Origin of the sequence: Kribbella sp. NPDC059898 (genome assembly GCF_042730855.1) — a bacterium.
In the GTDB taxonomy this organism is placed as follows: domain Bacteria; phylum Actinomycetota; class Actinomycetes; order Propionibacteriales; family Kribbellaceae; genus Kribbella.
This window is the reverse complement of record NZ_JBHWKR010000009.1, coordinates 219,188-234,495: the sequence shown is the minus strand read 5'-3', so window position 1 is coordinate 234,495 and position 15,308 is coordinate 219,188. Positions and strand designations below refer to the sequence as shown.

Sequence of the window (15,308 nt, the reverse complement as noted above, 5' to 3'; positions counted from 1 at the left end):
ATACGAGAATTCAATCGAGCGCCTATCGTAGGCCGCGTGAGTGAGCGGCGAAGTGGTGAGGGACAGCCGGACCGGACGCTGGCGTTGCTGTGGCGCAACCACCGGCAGCTGCCCTCGGACCCGCAGCGCAAGCGCGGCGCCGGGCGGCGGCCCTCGCTGACCGTCGACGACGTCGTACAGGCAGGCATCCGGCTCGCCGACGAACAAGGGCTGACGGCCGCGTCGATGGGCGGGCTGGCGAAGGAGCTCGGCGTCGGCACGATGACGCTCTACACGTACGTACCGTCCAAGGAGGAGTTGCTCGACCTGATGGTCGACCAGGTGCTCGGCGAACGCCGCCTGCCAGGCCCGGGCGAGCGGCGACCGGCGGACTGGCGCGAGCAGGTGGAGATCTACTCCGTCCAGACGCGGGAGATGTTCCGGCGGCACCTGTGGTTGTCGCAGATCTCCACGATCCGCCCGCCGGTCGGCCCGGGCATGCTCGCGGGACGGGAGTACCTGCTGTCGGTACTGCTCGGCCTCGGCCTCAGCCCGACCGAGACGAACACGGCCGCGCTCGCGATCACGACGTACGTCGACTCGGCCGCCGGCCTGGAAGCGGAGAGTCGCCTCGTCGAGCAGACGACCGGGCAGACCAACAACGCCTGGTGGTCCGAGCGCAACGACCTGTGGGAGACGTACTTCGACGTCGACCGGCATCCGGCGATGACGGCCATCTGGCACGCCGACGGCTACAAGTCCACCGCCGACGACGCCTACCGCTACGGCCTCGACCGCCTGCTCGACGGCATCGAACCGTCAGCGAGCACCTGACAACACGTTCGCGCCGACCGGGTTGAGCGTGTGCCTCCCCCGAGGAAATCGCTCGCTGTGATGGATCACTCCCACTCGATGGTGCCCGGCGGCTTGCTCGTGACGTCGAGCGTGACGCGGTTGATCTCGTCGACCTCGTTGGTGATCCGGGTCGAGATGCGTTCGATCACGTCGTACGGCAGCCGCGCCCAGTCGGCCGTCATCGCGTCCTCGCTGGTCACGGGGCGCAGTACGACGGGGTGGCCGTACGTCCGGCCGTCACCCTGGACACCGACCGAGCGGACGTCGGCGAGCAGCACCACCGGGAACTGCCAGATGTCGCGGTCCAGCCCAGCCGCGGTCAGCTCGGTGCGAGCAATCAGATCCGCTGCGCGCAGGATGTCCAGCCGCTCGCGGGTGACCTCGCCGATGATCCGGATCGCCAGACCGGGGCCAGGGAACGGGTGCCGGTAGACCATCGTCTCCGGCAGGCCGAGGGCCAGCCCGAGCTCGCGGACCTCGTCCTTGAACAGCGTCCGCAGCGGCTCGATCAGGCTGAACTCGAGGTCGTCCGGGAGCCCGCCGACGTTGTGGTGGGACTTGATGTTCGCCGCGCCCGCGCCGCCGCCGGACTCGACCACGTCCGGGTACAGCGTGCCCTGGACCAGGAACTCGATGTGCCGCTCGGCGTCCACCTTCCGCGCGGTCGCCTCGAACGTCCGGATGAACTCGCGGCCGATGATCTTCCGCTTCTGCTCCGGGTCGGTGACCCCGGCCAGCGCACCCAGGAACTGGTCCTCGGCGTCGATCGCCTCCAGCCGGATCCCGATCGCGGCCGCGAAGTCCTTCTCGATCTGCTCGGACTCACCGGCCCGCTGCAGGCCGTGGTCGACGTACACGCAGGTCAACTGGTCGCCGATCGCCTTGTGCACCAGGGCCGCCGCGACCGCGGAGTCGACGCCGCCGGACAGCGCGCACAGCACCTGCTTGTCGCCGACCTGCTCGCGGATCAGCGCGACCTGCTCGTCGACCACGTTCGTCGTCGTCCAGTCGCCCTTGCAGCCGGCGATCTCGTACAGGAAGTGCTCCAGCACGGTCTGCCCGGCCTGCGAGTGCAGCACCTCCGGGTGCCACTGCACCCCGGCGAGCCTGCGGTCCAGGTCCTCGAACGCCGCGACCGGCGCGCCCTCGGACCCGGCCAGTACGGCGAACCCGGCCGGCGGCGCGTGCACCGCGTCACCGTGCGACATCCACACGTTCAGGTCCGCCGGGACGCCCGCGAGCAGCGTCCCCGCCGCGCTCACGGTGACCGGCGTACGCCCGAACTCCCGCAGCCCGGTACGCCGGACCTCGCCGCCGAGCGTCTGCGCCATCGCCTGGAACCCGTAGCAGATCCCGAACGCCGGAACACCCGCCTCGAACAGCCCCGACTCGACCCGCGGCGCCCCCTCGGCGTACACCGACTGCGGCCCGCCGGACAGGATGATCGCCTTCGGCCCCTTCGCCAGCATCTCCTCGACCGGCATCGAGTGCGGCACGATCTCGGAGTACACCTTCGCCTCCCGCACCCGCCGCGCGATCAGCTGCGCATACTGCGCCCCGAAGTCAACAACCAGAACCAACTCATGCTCCGCCACCCGCAAAGCCTATCGGTGCAGGTCAGCCGGGCTGTAATCCACCGCATCCGCGCTCACCGGCAACGGCTCGTTGGTCACCTCGAGCCCCGGGAACCGTCGCCGCATCTTCGCCTCGTGCCGCGCCGCGGCCGCGTCGTCGCCGATGTACTCGGAGATCCGGTGCGGACCGAACCACAGCCGCACCCGGTACCGGCAGGTTGTGCTCACGAACGCCGACGCTAGTGGCGCCAGTTGTCGCCGGTGTTACCGTCCGTTACAACCAGGAGACGCTTCGGCGCCCGGAATGACAGCAGGTCGATCATCGGCGGGTCTTCGGTCAGGCGGACACGGGTCAACACGTCCTGGGCGCATTCGAGCGCGACTCGGGTTTCGAGGCGGGCCAGGGTGGCGCCCAGGCAGCGGTGGAGGCCTAGGCCGAAGGCTTGGTCGGCGGGGCCGTTGTTGGCGGTGAGGGTGAGGAGGAGGGGGGAGCTGGGTGGGAGTTGTACGTCGCCGAGGGTGGTGGCGGTGGCGGTGATGCGGCGCCAGGTGGGGACGGAGGAGGCGTTGCGGAGGACGTCCTCGACCGTCTCGGACGGGTCGATGCGGTGGCCGAGGGAGCGGTGGAAGGCGGTGGAGATGAGTTGGGTTGTGGTCTCCTGGCCGGCGATCAGGAGGAAGTAGGCGGTCGCGCAGATCTCCTCGTCGGAGAGGCCCAGGTCGACGAGTACGCCGAACAGGTCGGTGCCGGAGGTCCTGCGTGCGGCCGTCGTACGGGTGCGTAGCCAGGCGTAGAACTCGGCCGCGGTGTGGGCGAGTTCCAGCTGGCGGTCCGCGTCGGGGGTGCCCCAGAAGAGTTCGAGCGAGTCGAGGCTCCAGGCCTTCAGGGACGGTACGTCGACATCCTCCAGGCCGAGGAGGTGGAGTACGACGAGGGCGGGAGGCTCGGCCGCGATCGACTGGACGAGGTCGACCTCTTCGCCGGCGGCCAGGCGGGCCGAGGTGGCGGCAACGCGGGTGGTGTTGAGCTCGCGGGCGAGCGGCTCGACGGCGGCGACCCGGGCCGGGCTGAAGAACCGGGCAACGGCGGCGCGGATCGGCCGGTGGGACGCGCCGGCGTTGTTCGCCAGCGTCGGCGGGAGCGCGAACCCGACGGCCGACAGGACGCGGAGCGCCTTCACGGACAGCGGGGTGTGCGCGAGTACGGCGTTGTCCGGCCGGAACGTCTCCGGGTCGAGCAGCACCGCACGCGCCAGCCCCGGATCGTCGACCACCCAGTACCCGAGCGCCTCGTCGTACCGGGCCGGGCAACCGCTCACTCGAACCAGCTCGGCGCCGTGGCGCGGAACTTGTCCCGCGGCCAGGTGCCGACGCCGGACGGGATCCGGCCGATCAGCGGGACGCCGGCCGTGGCCGGCAGGTCGTCCAGGTTGCAGCGTTCGGCGAGGTCCGGGTCGTCCGGCCAGGATCCGATCACCAGGCCCTCGACCGGCAGCTCCCGGGTCCGCAGCGCCTCGACCGTCAACGCGGTGTGGTTCAGCGTGCCGAGCCCGGCGCGGGTCACCACCACGAACCGGAACGGCGACGTCAGGTGTTCCGCGAGATCCGCCAGGTTGTTGCCATCGGCATCGAGCCCGACGAGCAGGCCGCCGGCGCCCTCGACCAGCACGGTGTCGTACTCCCGGGCGAGGTCGTCCACGGACGCGGCGTACTCCTCGACCGACGGCAGCGCGATCCCGGCTCGCCGGGCCGCCGTGGTCGGAGCCAGGGGTTCCGGCAGCCGGACGCCCTCGTGCAGCGCGGTCACCCCGCTGAGCCGCCCGACCTCCGCGAGGTCGCCCGGTTCGTCCGGCGCGACACCGGTCTGCGCCGGTTTCACCACCGCGACCGACTCCCCCGCACACACCGCGAGCGCGGCCGTGACGATCGTCTTGCCGATATCGGTGTCGGTACCGGTGACAAAGGTGATCATGAGCAGTGCCCGATCGCGTCGGCGATCACGGCGCAGGCGCGATCGAGGTCCGTTGCTGACAGTCCGGCGTGCGCGGTGAGCCGCACCCGGGAGATCCCGTCCGGGACCGACGGCGGCCGGAAGCTCCCGACCCGTACGCCGTTCTCCAGACACAACTCGGCCGCCCGCACGGCCTCCCGCGGCCCCGGCATCGGCACCGAGACAACAGGACCGGAGGCGGGCGGTACGTCGCAAGCGGCCGCCAACCGGGCCGTCGCAGCGTGAATCGCAGCCGGGCGATCGGGTTCGGACCGGAGGACCTGGAGCGCGGCGAGGGCAGCGGCGCAGGCAGCCGGGTTCAGGCCGGTGTCGTAGATGAACGGGCGGGAACGGTTGACCAGGTGGTCGCGCAGGACGGACGGCCCGAGCACAACCCCGCCCTGGGATGCCATCGACTTCGACAGGGTCATGGTCACGACGACGTGGTCGAGACCGGCGAGCCCCAACCCGTGCACCGAGCCGTGGCCCCCTCCCGTGACGCCCAGCCCGTGCGCCTCGTCGACCAGCAGTACGGCGTTGTGCGCCAGCGCGAGGGCCGCGAGGTCGGTCAGCGGGGCCTCGTCGCTGAGCACGCTGAACACCGACTCGGTCAGCACTAGCGCGTGCGGCTCGTTGCGCTCGGCAAGTACTTTCTCGACGGCGTCGACGTCGTTGTGCGGCACGACCTCGACCCGCGACCGCGCGAGCCGGCAGGCGTCCACCAGCGACGCGTGCACGTGCTCGTCCGACACCAGCAGCGTGCCCGGTCCGCCGAGCGCGGTGACGATGCCGAGGTTCGCCAGGTACCCGGACGAGAAGGCGAGCGCGGACTCCTGCCCGGCGTACGCCGCCAGCGCGGATTCGAGCTGCTCGTGGAGTTCCGTCGTACCGGTGACCAGGCGGGACGCGGTCGCACCGGTCCCCCAGGTCTCGACCGCCGCGGCCGCCGCCGCCACGACGCGCGGGTCGCGGGCCAGGCCGAGGTAGTCGTTGCCCGCCAGGTCGATCAGGTCCTCGCCCGCGGCCCGCGCCCGCAGCCGCCGGGTCAGCCCGCGCGCCTCCAACGCGGCGGCCTTCGGAGCGAGCCAGTCGTCGAGCATCAGCCGGCCTCCTCGACCGCGCCGGTGATCGCCGCGGCGATGGTCGCGATCTCGTCGTCGGTGCAGACGTACGGCGGCATCGTGTAGACGAGGTCGCGGAACGGCCGTACCCAAACACCGCGCTTCAACGCCGCCTCGGTCATCCGGGGGAGGTCGACCGGACCGCTGAGCTGTACGACGCCCACCGCGCCGATCACGCGGACGTCCTTCACCGCGGGGAGATCCCACGCCCTGCTCAAGCCCGACGAAAGCCCCGCGGAGATGGAAGCCACCCGAGAAGCCCAGTCCTGAGACAACAGCAGATCGAGGGATGCCAGGGCGACCGCGCAGGCTAGGGGGTTGGCCATGAAGGTGGGGCCGTGCATGAGGGCGCCGCCCGGTCCGTTCGAGACCGTTTGCGCGACGTCCGGCGTACACAGCATCGCCGCCAGCGACAGGTACCCACCGGTCAGCGCCTTGCCCACGCACAGGATGTCCGGGTCGACACCTGCGTGCTCGGACGCGAAGAGCGTGCCGGTCCGCCCGAAGCCGGTCGCGATCTCGTCGAAGATCAGCAGGAAACCGTGGCGGTCGGCGAGTTCGCGGAGTACTTGGAGGCACGCGGGGCTGTACGGGTACATCCCGCCGGCGCCCTGCAGGACCGGTTCGACGATGATGGCGGCGATCTCGTCCGCATGCTTCGCCGCCAGCGCAGACATCGCATCGGCCCAGGACTGCAGTTCCGGGTCATCCAGCGAGCGCGCGAAGTCGGCCGGGGGTTGGGGGCCGAAGACCTGCTCCTGCAGTGCGCCGGTGAAGAGCGAGTGCATGCCGTTGACCGGGTCGCAGACGCTCATCGGCGCGAAGGTGTCGCCGTGGTACCCGCCGCGCACGGTCAGCATCCGGGTCCGCCCGGTGTTGCCGCGGGCAACCTGGTACTGCAGCGCGAGCTTGATCGCCACCTCGACCGAGACCGACCCCGAGTCGCAGAAGAACACGTGCCGCAGCGGATCCGGCGTGATCTCCACCAGCCGCTCCGCCAGCCGGATCGCCGGTTCGTGGGTCAGCCCACCGAACATCACATGGCTGAACTCGTCCACCTGCGCCTTCAGCGCCGCATCCAGCACCGGATTCCGGTACCCGTGGATCATGCACCACCAGGACGCCATCGCGTCGATCGCCTCGACGCTCCCACCTGCCCCGTCGTCCAGCCGCAGCCGCACGCCGGACGCCCCGCGCACCAGCCGCACCGGCGACGGCGCACTCAGCGACGAGTACGGATGCCAGAGCAACTCCGCATCCCGCTGCTCCCAAGCACTGCCCGACCGTGACACCGTCCGCCTTCCGTCCTGAGGCCCACCACGGTAATCGCTGGGCACCGCCGACGGCGGCACGGGTGGTCAGGATGTGATCAGTGCCTCTAGTACGACGACGTACCGGCCTTCGCTCTGTGCAACGTCAATGCGTCGGGGTGTATCCGCGACCGGCCCATCGCCGTCACCGCCCGAGTGCCCTCGACCGCCTCGTCCCGGATCCACTGCACCGGCGCGACGAGCCCGAGCGGCTCGATCTGCGCCACGGCCTCCAGGAAGTAGCGCGACTCCAACACCGTCCACGCCCGCTCGCGCTCCCACGCGATCGCATCCGCGGTCCGGGCCTGCTGCTGCCAGCCCCGGCTGTCGTCGCGCTGGTTGCCGTACACCAGCTCCCCGTCAGGCCGCAGTACGGCGACACGCTCGGCCCAGTCACCCGCGTCGACGAGCTCCGCCGCCCGTACGACGGCCGCGTAACCGGCATCGTGGGCGCTCTGCTCGACGAGCCGGCCGAAGCCGAACTTCTCCAACGACCGGATGTGCCGCTCGAGGACACCGAGCCGGCTGCGCGCCTCGTGCACGGCCAGCAGCGCCACCTCGACCTGGTAACCGGCCGCGTGGAACCGGGCAGCCGAGGCCGCGAACAGGTCCGGGTCGGCGAGCTCGGTCTCGACGATCACGTCGTACCGCTCCCCGATCGCCAGCTCCTCGGCCAGTGCGAGCCAGCGCAGGCCGTCCGCGGCGACGTACCGTCCGGCGGCCGGCGGGGTATCGCTGATCTGCTCGTAGAAGTCCGGGTGGTACGGCTCGTAGGTCAGGGCGCTGAGGACGAGCGGGCCGCCGCGGCCGCGCAGGACCGCCTTCGCGAGCGCGGTGATCGACGCCTTGCCGTCACCCGGCTGACCGCCGACGAACACCACAACCGGGTGCTCCTGCGGTACGCCGACCAGCTGGTCGGGCACGATCCGGTCGCGGAAGATGCGCCGGCTCTCAGCTTCGTCGAGCAGGTGCTGGTCATCCTCACCGGCTGCTGCAGTCCCCCATGGAGCGGTCACTGTGCCTCGTCGTCCTCGCCGTCATCCTCATCGTCGTCTTCATCGTCATCGTCGTCCTCGTCGCCGACAGCGAGCAGGTTGTCGGCGTCGAGCGCGATGCTCTCGATCGAGCGGCTGTCCAACGGGGTGAGCTCCTGCGCACGCTTCGCCCAGGCGAGCTGTTCGGCGCGCCAGAGCTCGATGGTGTCGGTGTCCGGCTCGTCCGACAGTTCCTCGGTCGCGATCAGCTGCGCGTAGAAGCCGATCGACTGCCGGACCCCCTCCAGCATGGTCTCGTACCCGACCCCCCGGGGCGACGTCCACGACGCTTTGCCCAACCCGGCGAGCACGTTGACGGCGGCGACGTTTACCACGCCTGAATCTTATCCGACCGTCTGGGTCAGAGCCGCACAGACCGCAGATGCGGCTGAACGGTAGGTGAACCCCCGGCGCGGTTATGTTTCCAAGACGTCGAACCGGAGGGGAACCAGTGACCGGTGGACGGCGTCTGCTTCAACAGAACAGACCAAGGAACGCAGCGAAGAGGGGCGATGAGGTGGCGTCGTACGGCAAGGACAACAAGGTCAAGAGCGGCGGCAAGACCGAGAAGAAGTCGGGCTCGAAGAGCCACGACATGCCGGTCCTGTACCCGGCCGGTCATCGCCCCAAGGGCAAGGACGGCAAGGGCACGAGCCGCTAGTCCGCTGCACGACCTCTACCGACAAACACTCACGCACGGGCCGGGGACCGCTGCCCGTGCCGGAAGGGATAGACGATGGCTACCGGTAAAGACGGCAAGGAACGCGAGCACAAGGGCAAGGGCAAGAACACCGAGACCAAGCACCAGTACGGTCAGGCTCGCAACAAGGCCGACCAGCAGCGCAACCCGAACCCGAACACCCGGGCCGGGCGCGCGGTCATCAAGGCGAACAAGGAAAAGGGCAAGGACGGCAAGAGCAAGTAGTACGTACCGGTCGTACTCGGTGCATCAGGCCTAGGCAGCCGCGAAGTCGCGGATTCACCGGAAGGAGTGGACTTGTCGTACGGAACGCGGGACGCCCAGAATCGTGGGCTCGACAGACGCAAGGTTGAGACACCGAACCCCAACACCCGGGCGGGCCGGGCGCTCATCAAGGCGAACAAGCAAAAAGGCAAGGACGGCAAAGGCAGGTAACACGTCGAGCCTTCGCGGCCGGGGCAACCGTTGATCGGTTGGGCCCGGCCGTTGTCATCTCGGCCGCCGCCGCCCGCGCTGGTCTCGCTCGGGGGCTTTGCCCGAGCCGCGTCCGGACGAGGAGTTGGGGTTGCGACCCGAGGCGCCACCAGTGCGCTCGGTCGGGGAGCCGGCACCGGCGCGGCGGCCGGTCGCGTTGCTCGACGTTCTGCCGGTCGTCGCGCCCGGACCGCCGCCTGAGCGCGGTTTGGAGCGTTGGGCGCCGCGGGGTGGTTCGGGGGCTTCCAGGGTTTTCTTGACCTGGGTGAAGGCGTCGTCGGCGTTGCGGATCGGGCGGACGCCGGTGAGTTTGGGGATGGCGGCGCGTTGCCGGCGGGTGTGGGTCTGGATGCGTTCGACGACGCGGCTGCGGACCTCGGCCTGGTCGGTCTCGTCGAGGTTCTCCACCGACCGGCCGCGGTCGAGTGCCACGTCGAACCACTCGGTGTACCCGTGCGTGTGGACGACCTGGTTCGGCGACTTCTGGCCGAGCCGGCGGTACTGCGCGAGGAGGTCGTACCGCTCCTCCAGCCCGAGCACCTCGTCGCGCAGGCCGCGGGCGACCTGGTGGTCGTACGTCGCGGCGACGCGCTGGTCGATGTCCGTGGGCGAGCGGTCGACGGCGAACACCACCTGCCGGGTGGCCGGGGCGACGGCACGTTCGGGGTCGTTGCCCATGGCCCGTGCCAGCGCGTTCACGACCGCGTCGTAGTTGTTCTCGTGGATCTTCCCGGCGGCCTTCGGGTCGAGGCGGGCGAGTACGGCGTACGCGTCCTCGGCCATGCTCCGCGGGAAGTCGCGGCGGATCGCGTTCCTGGCGTCGGCGACCGCGTCCACCTCCCAGCCCTCGAGCAGCGAGCGGACGTACACGCTGGTGCCGCCGACGATCACCGGGACGCCGCCGGAGGTCCAGCAGTCCTCCATGTGCCGGCGCGCCTCGGCGACGAACGTCTCCAGCTCGAGCTTCCGGACCGGCTCGGTGACGTCGATCATCGTGTGCGGGACGCCGCGCATCTCCTCCGGCGTGGTTTTGCTGGTGCCGATGTCCATGTACCGGTACACCTGCCGCGAGTCCGCCGACACCACCATCGGCGGCATCCCCAGCTCGTCCCGGATCCGCAGGCAGAGATCGACCGACACCGCGGTCTTCCCCGCCGACGTCGGCCCGTACAGGGCGACCAGCAGGCGCGGCGAGGTATCGGGCATACCCCCAACCCTAGCTGGACGCGGTCAGCTCGCCGTGGACGGAGCAGCGGGCGGTCCAGCCGGTGGGGTGGACCTGGACGATCATCCGGCGGCGGCACTCGGTGCAGTACCGGGGTGGTTCCAGGGCCAGCGCCCGGACGCAGGCCTCGTGGCGGCCCTCCTCGCCGCAGCGTCCGCAGTACGTCACAGCGACTTCTGGAGTTCCTTCACCGGCATCTTCAGCTCGGCGAGGAGGTCGAGGTCGGCGGTGGCGGGGCGGCCGAGGGTGGTCAGGTAGTTGCCGACGATCACCGCGTTGATGCCGCCGAGCAGGCCGTCCCGGGTGCCCAGGTCGCCGAGGGTCAGTTCGCGGCCGCCGGCGTACCGCAGGACCGTCCGCGGCATCGCCAGCCGGAACGCCGCGATCGTCCGCAGCGCGTCCTTGCCGTCCATCACCTCGAGGTCGCCGAACGGCGTGCCCGGGCGCGGGTTCAGGAAGTTCAGCGGGACCTCGTGCGGGTCGAGCTCGGCGAGCTGGGCGGCCAGTTCGGCGCGCTGCTCGAGCGTCTCGCCCATCCCGACCAGGCCGCCGCAGCACAGCTCCATGCCGGAGTCGCGCACCATCAGGCAGGTCTCCCAGCGCTCCTCGAACGAGTGCGTGGTGACCACGTCGCCGAAGTACGACCGGGCCGACTCGAGGTTGTGGTTGTACCGGTGCACGCCCCACGACTTCAGCTCGTCGACCTGTGCCTGGGTGAGCATGCCGAGCGAGCAGGCGATGTTGATGTCGACCTCGGCGTTGATCGCCTCGATGCCGGCCTTCACCTGGGACATCAGCCGCTCGTCCGGCCCGCGCACGGCGGCCACGATGCAGAACTCGGTGGCGCCGGTCTTCGCGGTCTCCTTGGCCGCCTCGACCAGCTCGGGGATGTTCAGCCAGACCGCGCGCACCGGCGAGGTGAACTGGCCGGACTGCGAGCAGAAGTGGCAGTCCTCGGGGCAGCCGCCGGTCTTCAGCGAGATGATCCCCTCGACCTCGACCTCCTCGCCGCACCACTTCACCCGGACGTCGTGCGCGAGCGCGAGCAGTTCCGGCAGCCGGTCGTCCGGCGTCCGGAGCACCTCGACCAATTGCTCTTGGCGCAGACCGGTGCCCTGCTCCAGAACCTGCTCACGTGCCACGTCCAGGATTTCCATGCTTCTCCTGCCTCATCAGAACGGTCGGGCTCACAGTAGGTCAGAGTGGTACGCCGGTACTGCGGCGGGCGTCACGTGGAACACCTCGGCGCGAAGTGCCTCACGACCACTCTCCGCACTTCCCGGAAAAGTTTTTGGCTTTTTCTCCGGAACCTCGTAACCCCCCGTAGATGGGCTCGTTGATGTGTGCAGAGGCGGTTACCGCAAGGAAGACCGCCACCCGATTACCAAGAGCGACTGAAGCTGATCATTACAGTCAGCACGCAGAGTGGTCACAAGGCCTGGAGCTCGCGGAAATCGGAGGTAAGGTAGTGACCAAGAGCTCGGGTCGCCAGCCATGGTTGGCGATCCGATCCCAAAGCGCCGGGCGCCTCACCCCGGCTTGAGTGGGTCCCTCGGGAAACGATTTGGGCGGAAACGTTCCCGAGGGACCTGCTCCCTTTTCTGGGCCATTTCGAAAAGCCTCAGCAACTTACTGCTGAGGCTTTTTCATGTGCTTTGGTGTGTTACGGCTCCGTCACAGACTGCTTCGGGAAGATCGGCAGCCGCAACGCCCCCGGGGCAGCGTCCGGTACGACGGGATTCGCCGGCTTCACCGGCGGGATCCGCTTGTACTCCGCCCCGACCGCCGGGCGCGGGTCGTCGGCGCCCATGTTCGGCCAGAAGGACAGCGCACGCTCGGCCTGGGCGGTGATCGTCAGCGACGGGTTCACGCCGAGGTTCGCGGAGATCGTCGACCCGTCGACGATGTGCAGGCCGTCGTACCCGTAGACCCGGTGGTACGGGTCCACCACGCCGGTCGCCGCGGAGTCGCCGATCGCGCAGCCGCCGATGAAGTGCGCGGTCATCGGCACGTTGAACGGCTCGCCGATCGTGCCGCCCGGGGTGCCGTTCATCAGCTTGGCCATCCGCCGGACGACCTGGTTCGCGACCGGGATCCAGGACGGGTTCGGCGCGCCGTGGCCCTGCTTCGAGGTCAGCTTCCAGCGGCCGAGCCGGTCACGCTTGCCGTATGTCGTGATCGAGTTGTCCGCGGTCTGCATCACCAGCGCGATCACGGTCCGCTCCGACCAGTGCTTCAGGTCGTACAGCCGGCGGATGTTCTTCCGTTGCACCCCGAGCTCGCGCAGCCAGGTCCGCCAGCGCGGCTTGTCGCCGTCGCCGTCGGTCAGCACGGTCTGCAGCAGCGACATCACGTTGCTGCCCTTCCCGTACCGGACAGGCTCGATGTGCGTGATGTCGTCCGGATGGAACGACGACGTGATCGCCACACCGCGGGTGTAGTCGACGTCGGTGTCCCGGGAGATTGCCCCGAGCAACGACTCGGAGTTGGTCCGGGTCAGCACTCCGAGCCGGTCCGACAGCCGCGGCAGCTTGCCCTCGTCGCGCAGCCGGTGCAGCAGCTTCGCCGTACCGAGCGCCGACGCGGCGAACACCACCTGCTGGGCGGTGAAGCGGCGGGTGGCCTTCTTGTTCGACGTACGGCGGGTGTCGATCGCGTAGCCGCCGTCCGGCAGCGGCTCGACCGAGGTGACCGTGGTCAGCGAGTAGACCTCGGCGCCGGCCTTCTCGGCCAGGTAGAGGTAGTTCTTGGTGAGCGTGTTCTTCGCGTTGTGCCGGCAGCCGGTCATGCACTCGCCGCAGTCGATGCAGCCGGTACGCCGCGGTCCGGCGCCGCCGAAGTACGGGTCGTCGACCTCGACACCGGGCTCGCCGAAGAACACGCCGACCGGCGTCGGGTGGAACGTCTCCCCCACGCCCATGTCCTCGGCGACCTGCTTCATCACCTTGTCGGCGGGCGTGAACCCCGGGTACGTCGTGACGCCGAGCATCCGCTTCGCCTGGTCGTAGTACGGCGCGAGCTCGGCCTTCCAGTCGGTGATGTGCGACCAGGCGCGGTCGGTGTAGAACGCGGGCAGCGGTTCGTACAGCGTGTTCGCGTACACCAGGCTGCCGCCGCCGACGCCCGCGCCGGACAGGATGATCACGTCCCGCAGCGCGCTGATCCGCTGGATCCCGTACATCCCCAGCTTCGGTGCGAAGAGAAACCGCTTGGTGTCCCACGAGTTCTTCGCGTACGACGCGTCGTCGAACCGCGCGCCCGCCTCCAGTACGGCGACCCGGTACCCCTTCTCGGTCAGCCGCAGCGCCGACACCGACCCGCCGAAGCCGGACCCGATGATCAGAACGTCGTAGTCGAAACTCATGGGCGGCCGATCTTCTTCAGCACCCGCAGTGCGCCGGTCATCAGCTCGGCGAACTTCTCGTCGGAGATGCCGTGCGAGGCCGCGATCGGGATCAGCCGCTGGGTCGCGATCGCCTGTGGCTCGACGTACCGGCGGATGCCCTCGACGCCCTGGCGGCGGCCGAGGCCGGACGAGCGCATGCCACCCATCGGGGTGTCGATCGAGCCGAACGTCGCGCCGTACCCCTCGTTGACGTTCACGGTGCCGGCCGTCAGCTGCGCGGCGACCGCGCGGCCGCGACGGCCGTCGCGGGTCCAGACGCTCGCGTTCAGGCCGTACTCGCCCTCGTTCGCGCGCTGGATCGCCTCGGACTCGTCGGAGAACCGGTAGATCGAGACGACCGGCCCGAAGGTCTCGTTGTCGAAGCACTCCATCGCGGGCGTGACGCCCGACAGGACGGTCGGCTCGTAGAACAGCTCGCCGATGTCCGGGCGCGGCTTCCCACCGGCCAGCACGGTGGCGCCCTTCTCGCGGGCGTCTTCCACGTGCCGGGTGACCGTCTGGAGCTGGGCCTTCGAGATCAGCGAGCCCATGTCGACGTCCCAGCCGGTGCCGGCGGACAGCCTCAGCTTCTTCACCCGGTCCACGAACGCCGTCACGAACGCGTCGTACACCTGGTCCGCGACGTACAGGCGTTCCATCGACACGCAGAGCTGGCCGGCGTTCGCGAAGCACGCGCGGACGGCGCCCTCGGCGGCGCGGTTGATGTCGGCGTCCCGCAGTACCAGCATCGGGTTCTTGCCGCCGAGCTCGAGGCTGCAGCCGATCAGCCGCTCACCGCACTGCTGCGCGACCAGCCGGCCGGTCTTCGTCGAGCCGGTGAAGCAGATGTAGTCGGCGTTCTGGATCAGCGCACCGCCGACCGTCGGGCCGTCGCCGTTCACCGCGAGCCAGGCCTCGCGCGGGAGGCCGGCCTCGTACAGCAACTCGATGCCGCGCAGTGCGGTCAGCGGGGTCTGGCTGTCCGGTTTGTGGACGATCGTGTTGCCGGCCAGGATCGCCGGCAGGCCGTCGGAGATCGCCATCGTCAGCGGGTAGTTCCACGGCGAGATGATGCCGACGACGCCCTTGGGGACAAAGCGTTCCTCGGCCCGGGTGAGCACCGGGAAGATCCCGAGCTTGCGTTGCGGCTCGAGCAGCTCGAACGCCTTGCGGCCGTAGTACCGCGCGGTCAGCGCGACGTGCGCGAGCTCCTCGAACGCCTGCTTCCGCGCCTTGCCGGACTCGCGGATGATCAGGTCCACCAGCTCGTGCCGGTGGTCGAGGACCAGGTCGTGGTACCGCAGCAGAATCGCGGCGCGCTCGGCGAGCGGCACCCGGCGCCAGGTCGCCTGCGTCTTCCGCGCGGCCCGGACCGCGGCGGTCACGTCGTCCGCACTCGACGTCGGCAGATCCGCGATCGGCTGCCCGGTGGCCGGCGCGTAGGACGTCCTGGTGCCCGCCGTCGCCCGCAGCAGCCCCGACAACCGGCGGATGACCGACTGGTCGGTCGCGTACGACGCGGTCGGATCGAGCTCCGGATCAGCTGGAATCGACGTCTGCTCGCTCATAGGTTGAAGGCTACCTGCCGGTAATAGCGGCTGTCAGTATCAGAGAATGGTTAAGCTGATCCGCTGATACAGGGTGAAGGGGTGGAACGTACA

At 69.7% G+C, this 15,308-nt stretch carries 16 protein-coding genes; 3 read left to right on the top strand and 13 right to left on the bottom strand.

Annotation, left to right across the window (positions count from 1 at the left end):
* Nucleotides 1–36 precede the first annotated feature (36 nt).
* Nucleotides 37–813, top strand: coding sequence for a TetR/AcrR family transcriptional regulator (locus tag ACFV9C_RS27390; protein WP_380198059.1), 777 nt, complete (start codon nt 37–39; stop codon nt 811–813).
* Between the two features lie 65 nt (nt 814–878).
* Here the strand turns inward: ACFV9C_RS27390 and guaA are convergent, their stop codons facing one another.
* The 8 genes from guaA to ACFV9C_RS27350 form a co-directional block, all read right to left on the bottom strand.
* Entirely contained in the window at nt 879–2,429 is a 1,551-nt protein-coding gene (gene guaA, locus ACFV9C_RS27385) for a glutamine-hydrolyzing GMP synthase (RefSeq protein WP_380198057.1), read from the bottom strand.
* A 9-nt stretch (nt 2,430–2,438) separates the two neighbouring features.
* Entirely contained in the window at nt 2,439–2,636 is a 198-nt protein-coding gene (locus ACFV9C_RS27380) for a hypothetical protein (protein ID WP_380198055.1), read from the bottom strand.
* Between the two features lie 11 nt (nt 2,637–2,647).
* The gene (locus tag ACFV9C_RS27375; RefSeq protein ID WP_380198053.1) at nt 2,648–3,727 is read right to left on the bottom strand and encodes a hypothetical protein; all 1,080 of its coding nucleotides are present in this window, start codon (nt 3,725–3,727) and stop codon (nt 2,648–2,650) included.
* Nucleotides 3,724–4,380 carry a dethiobiotin synthase gene (gene bioD, locus ACFV9C_RS27370; protein ID WP_380198051.1) on the bottom strand — a complete coding sequence of 219 codons (657 nt, stop codon included), beginning with the start codon at nt 4,378–4,380 and terminating at the stop codon, nt 3,724–3,726. Before bioD ends, ACFV9C_RS27375 begins: the two co-directional genes overlap by 4 nt.
* Nucleotides 4,377–5,498 (bottom strand): 8-amino-7-oxononanoate synthase, encoded by a 1,122-nt coding sequence (locus tag ACFV9C_RS27365; protein WP_380198049.1) that lies wholly within the window; start codon nt 5,496–5,498, stop codon nt 4,377–4,379. Before ACFV9C_RS27365 ends, bioD begins: the two co-directional genes overlap by 4 nt.
* On the bottom strand, nt 5,498–6,811 hold the full coding sequence (locus ACFV9C_RS27360) for an adenosylmethionine--8-amino-7-oxononanoate transaminase (protein WP_380198047.1): 1,314 nt from the start codon (nt 6,809–6,811) through the stop codon (nt 5,498–5,500). Before ACFV9C_RS27360 ends, ACFV9C_RS27365 begins: the two co-directional genes overlap by 1 nt.
* Nucleotides 6,812–6,897: 86 nt before the next feature.
* Nucleotides 6,898–7,845 (bottom strand): zeta toxin family protein, encoded by a 948-nt coding sequence (locus ACFV9C_RS27355; RefSeq protein WP_380198046.1) that lies wholly within the window; start codon nt 7,843–7,845, stop codon nt 6,898–6,900.
* The gene (locus tag ACFV9C_RS27350) at nt 7,842–8,198 is read right to left on the bottom strand and encodes a hypothetical protein (protein ID WP_380198044.1); all 357 of its coding nucleotides are present in this window, start codon (nt 8,196–8,198) and stop codon (nt 7,842–7,844) included. The genes ACFV9C_RS27355 and ACFV9C_RS27350 overlap by 4 nt, the downstream gene beginning before the upstream one ends.
* Nucleotides 8,199–8,380: 182 nt before the next feature.
* Here ACFV9C_RS27350 and ACFV9C_RS27345 point away from each other — a divergent pair, with 182 nt between their 5' ends.
* Nucleotides 8,381–8,524: a hypothetical protein gene (locus ACFV9C_RS27345; protein ID WP_380198042.1), complete on the top strand. Its 144-nt coding sequence runs from the start codon at nt 8,381–8,383 to the stop codon at nt 8,522–8,524.
* A 75-nt stretch (nt 8,525–8,599) separates the two neighbouring features.
* Nucleotides 8,600–8,788: a hypothetical protein gene (locus ACFV9C_RS27340; RefSeq protein WP_380198040.1), complete on the top strand. Its 189-nt coding sequence runs from the start codon at nt 8,600–8,602 to the stop codon at nt 8,786–8,788.
* Nucleotides 8,789–9,052: 264 nt separating this feature from the next.
* On the opposite strand, the gene ACFV9C_RS27335 is transcribed toward ACFV9C_RS27340, so the two are convergent.
* From ACFV9C_RS27335 to ACFV9C_RS27315, 5 genes are all read right to left on the bottom strand, one after another.
* Nucleotides 9,053–10,243 carry a tRNA (adenosine(37)-N6)-dimethylallyltransferase gene (locus tag ACFV9C_RS27335; protein ID WP_380198038.1) on the bottom strand — a complete coding sequence of 397 codons (1,191 nt, stop codon included), beginning with the start codon at nt 10,241–10,243 and terminating at the stop codon, nt 9,053–9,055.
* Nucleotides 10,244–10,253: 10 nt separating this feature from the next.
* Entirely contained in the window at nt 10,254–10,430 is a 177-nt protein-coding gene (locus ACFV9C_RS27330; RefSeq protein ID WP_380198037.1) for a hypothetical protein, read from the bottom strand.
* Nucleotides 10,427–11,419: a biotin synthase BioB gene (gene bioB / locus ACFV9C_RS27325; protein WP_380198034.1), complete on the bottom strand. Its 993-nt coding sequence runs from the start codon at nt 11,417–11,419 to the stop codon at nt 10,427–10,429. Before bioB ends, ACFV9C_RS27330 begins: the two co-directional genes overlap by 4 nt.
* A gap of 506 nt (nt 11,420–11,925) precedes the next feature.
* Complete coding sequence (locus ACFV9C_RS27320) at nt 11,926–13,626, bottom strand: GMC oxidoreductase (RefSeq protein ID WP_380198032.1); 1,701 nt, start codon at nt 13,624–13,626, stop codon at nt 11,926–11,928.
* Complete coding sequence (locus ACFV9C_RS27315; protein ID WP_380198029.1) at nt 13,623–15,215, bottom strand: succinic semialdehyde dehydrogenase; 1,593 nt, start codon at nt 15,213–15,215, stop codon at nt 13,623–13,625. Before ACFV9C_RS27315 ends, ACFV9C_RS27320 begins: the two co-directional genes overlap by 4 nt.
* Nucleotides 15,216–15,308: the final 93 nt, after the last annotated feature.

Coding starts and splice junctions, on each gene's coding strand:
- bioD (WP_380198051.1), bottom strand. CDS start 4,380: ATGATCACCTTTGTCACCGGTACCGACACCGATATCGGCAAGACGATC.
- ACFV9C_RS27365 (WP_380198049.1), bottom strand. CDS start 5,498: ATGCTCGACGACTGGCTCGCTCCGAAGGCCGCCGCGTTGGAGGCGCGC.
- ACFV9C_RS27340 (WP_380198040.1), top strand. CDS start 8,600: ATGGCTACCGGTAAAGACGGCAAGGAACGCGAGCACAAGGGCAAGGGC.
- ACFV9C_RS27335 (WP_380198038.1), bottom strand. CDS start 10,243: ATGCCCGATACCTCGCCGCGCCTGCTGGTCGCCCTGTACGGGCCGACG.
- bioB (WP_380198034.1), bottom strand. CDS start 11,419: ATGGAAATCCTGGACGTGGCACGTGAGCAGGTTCTGGAGCAGGGCACC.
- ACFV9C_RS27320 (WP_380198032.1), bottom strand. CDS start 13,626: ATGAGTTTCGACTACGACGTTCTGATCATCGGGTCCGGCTTCGGCGGG.
- ACFV9C_RS27315 (WP_380198029.1), bottom strand. CDS start 15,215: ATGAGCGAGCAGACGTCGATTCCAGCTGATCCGGAGCTCGATCCGACC.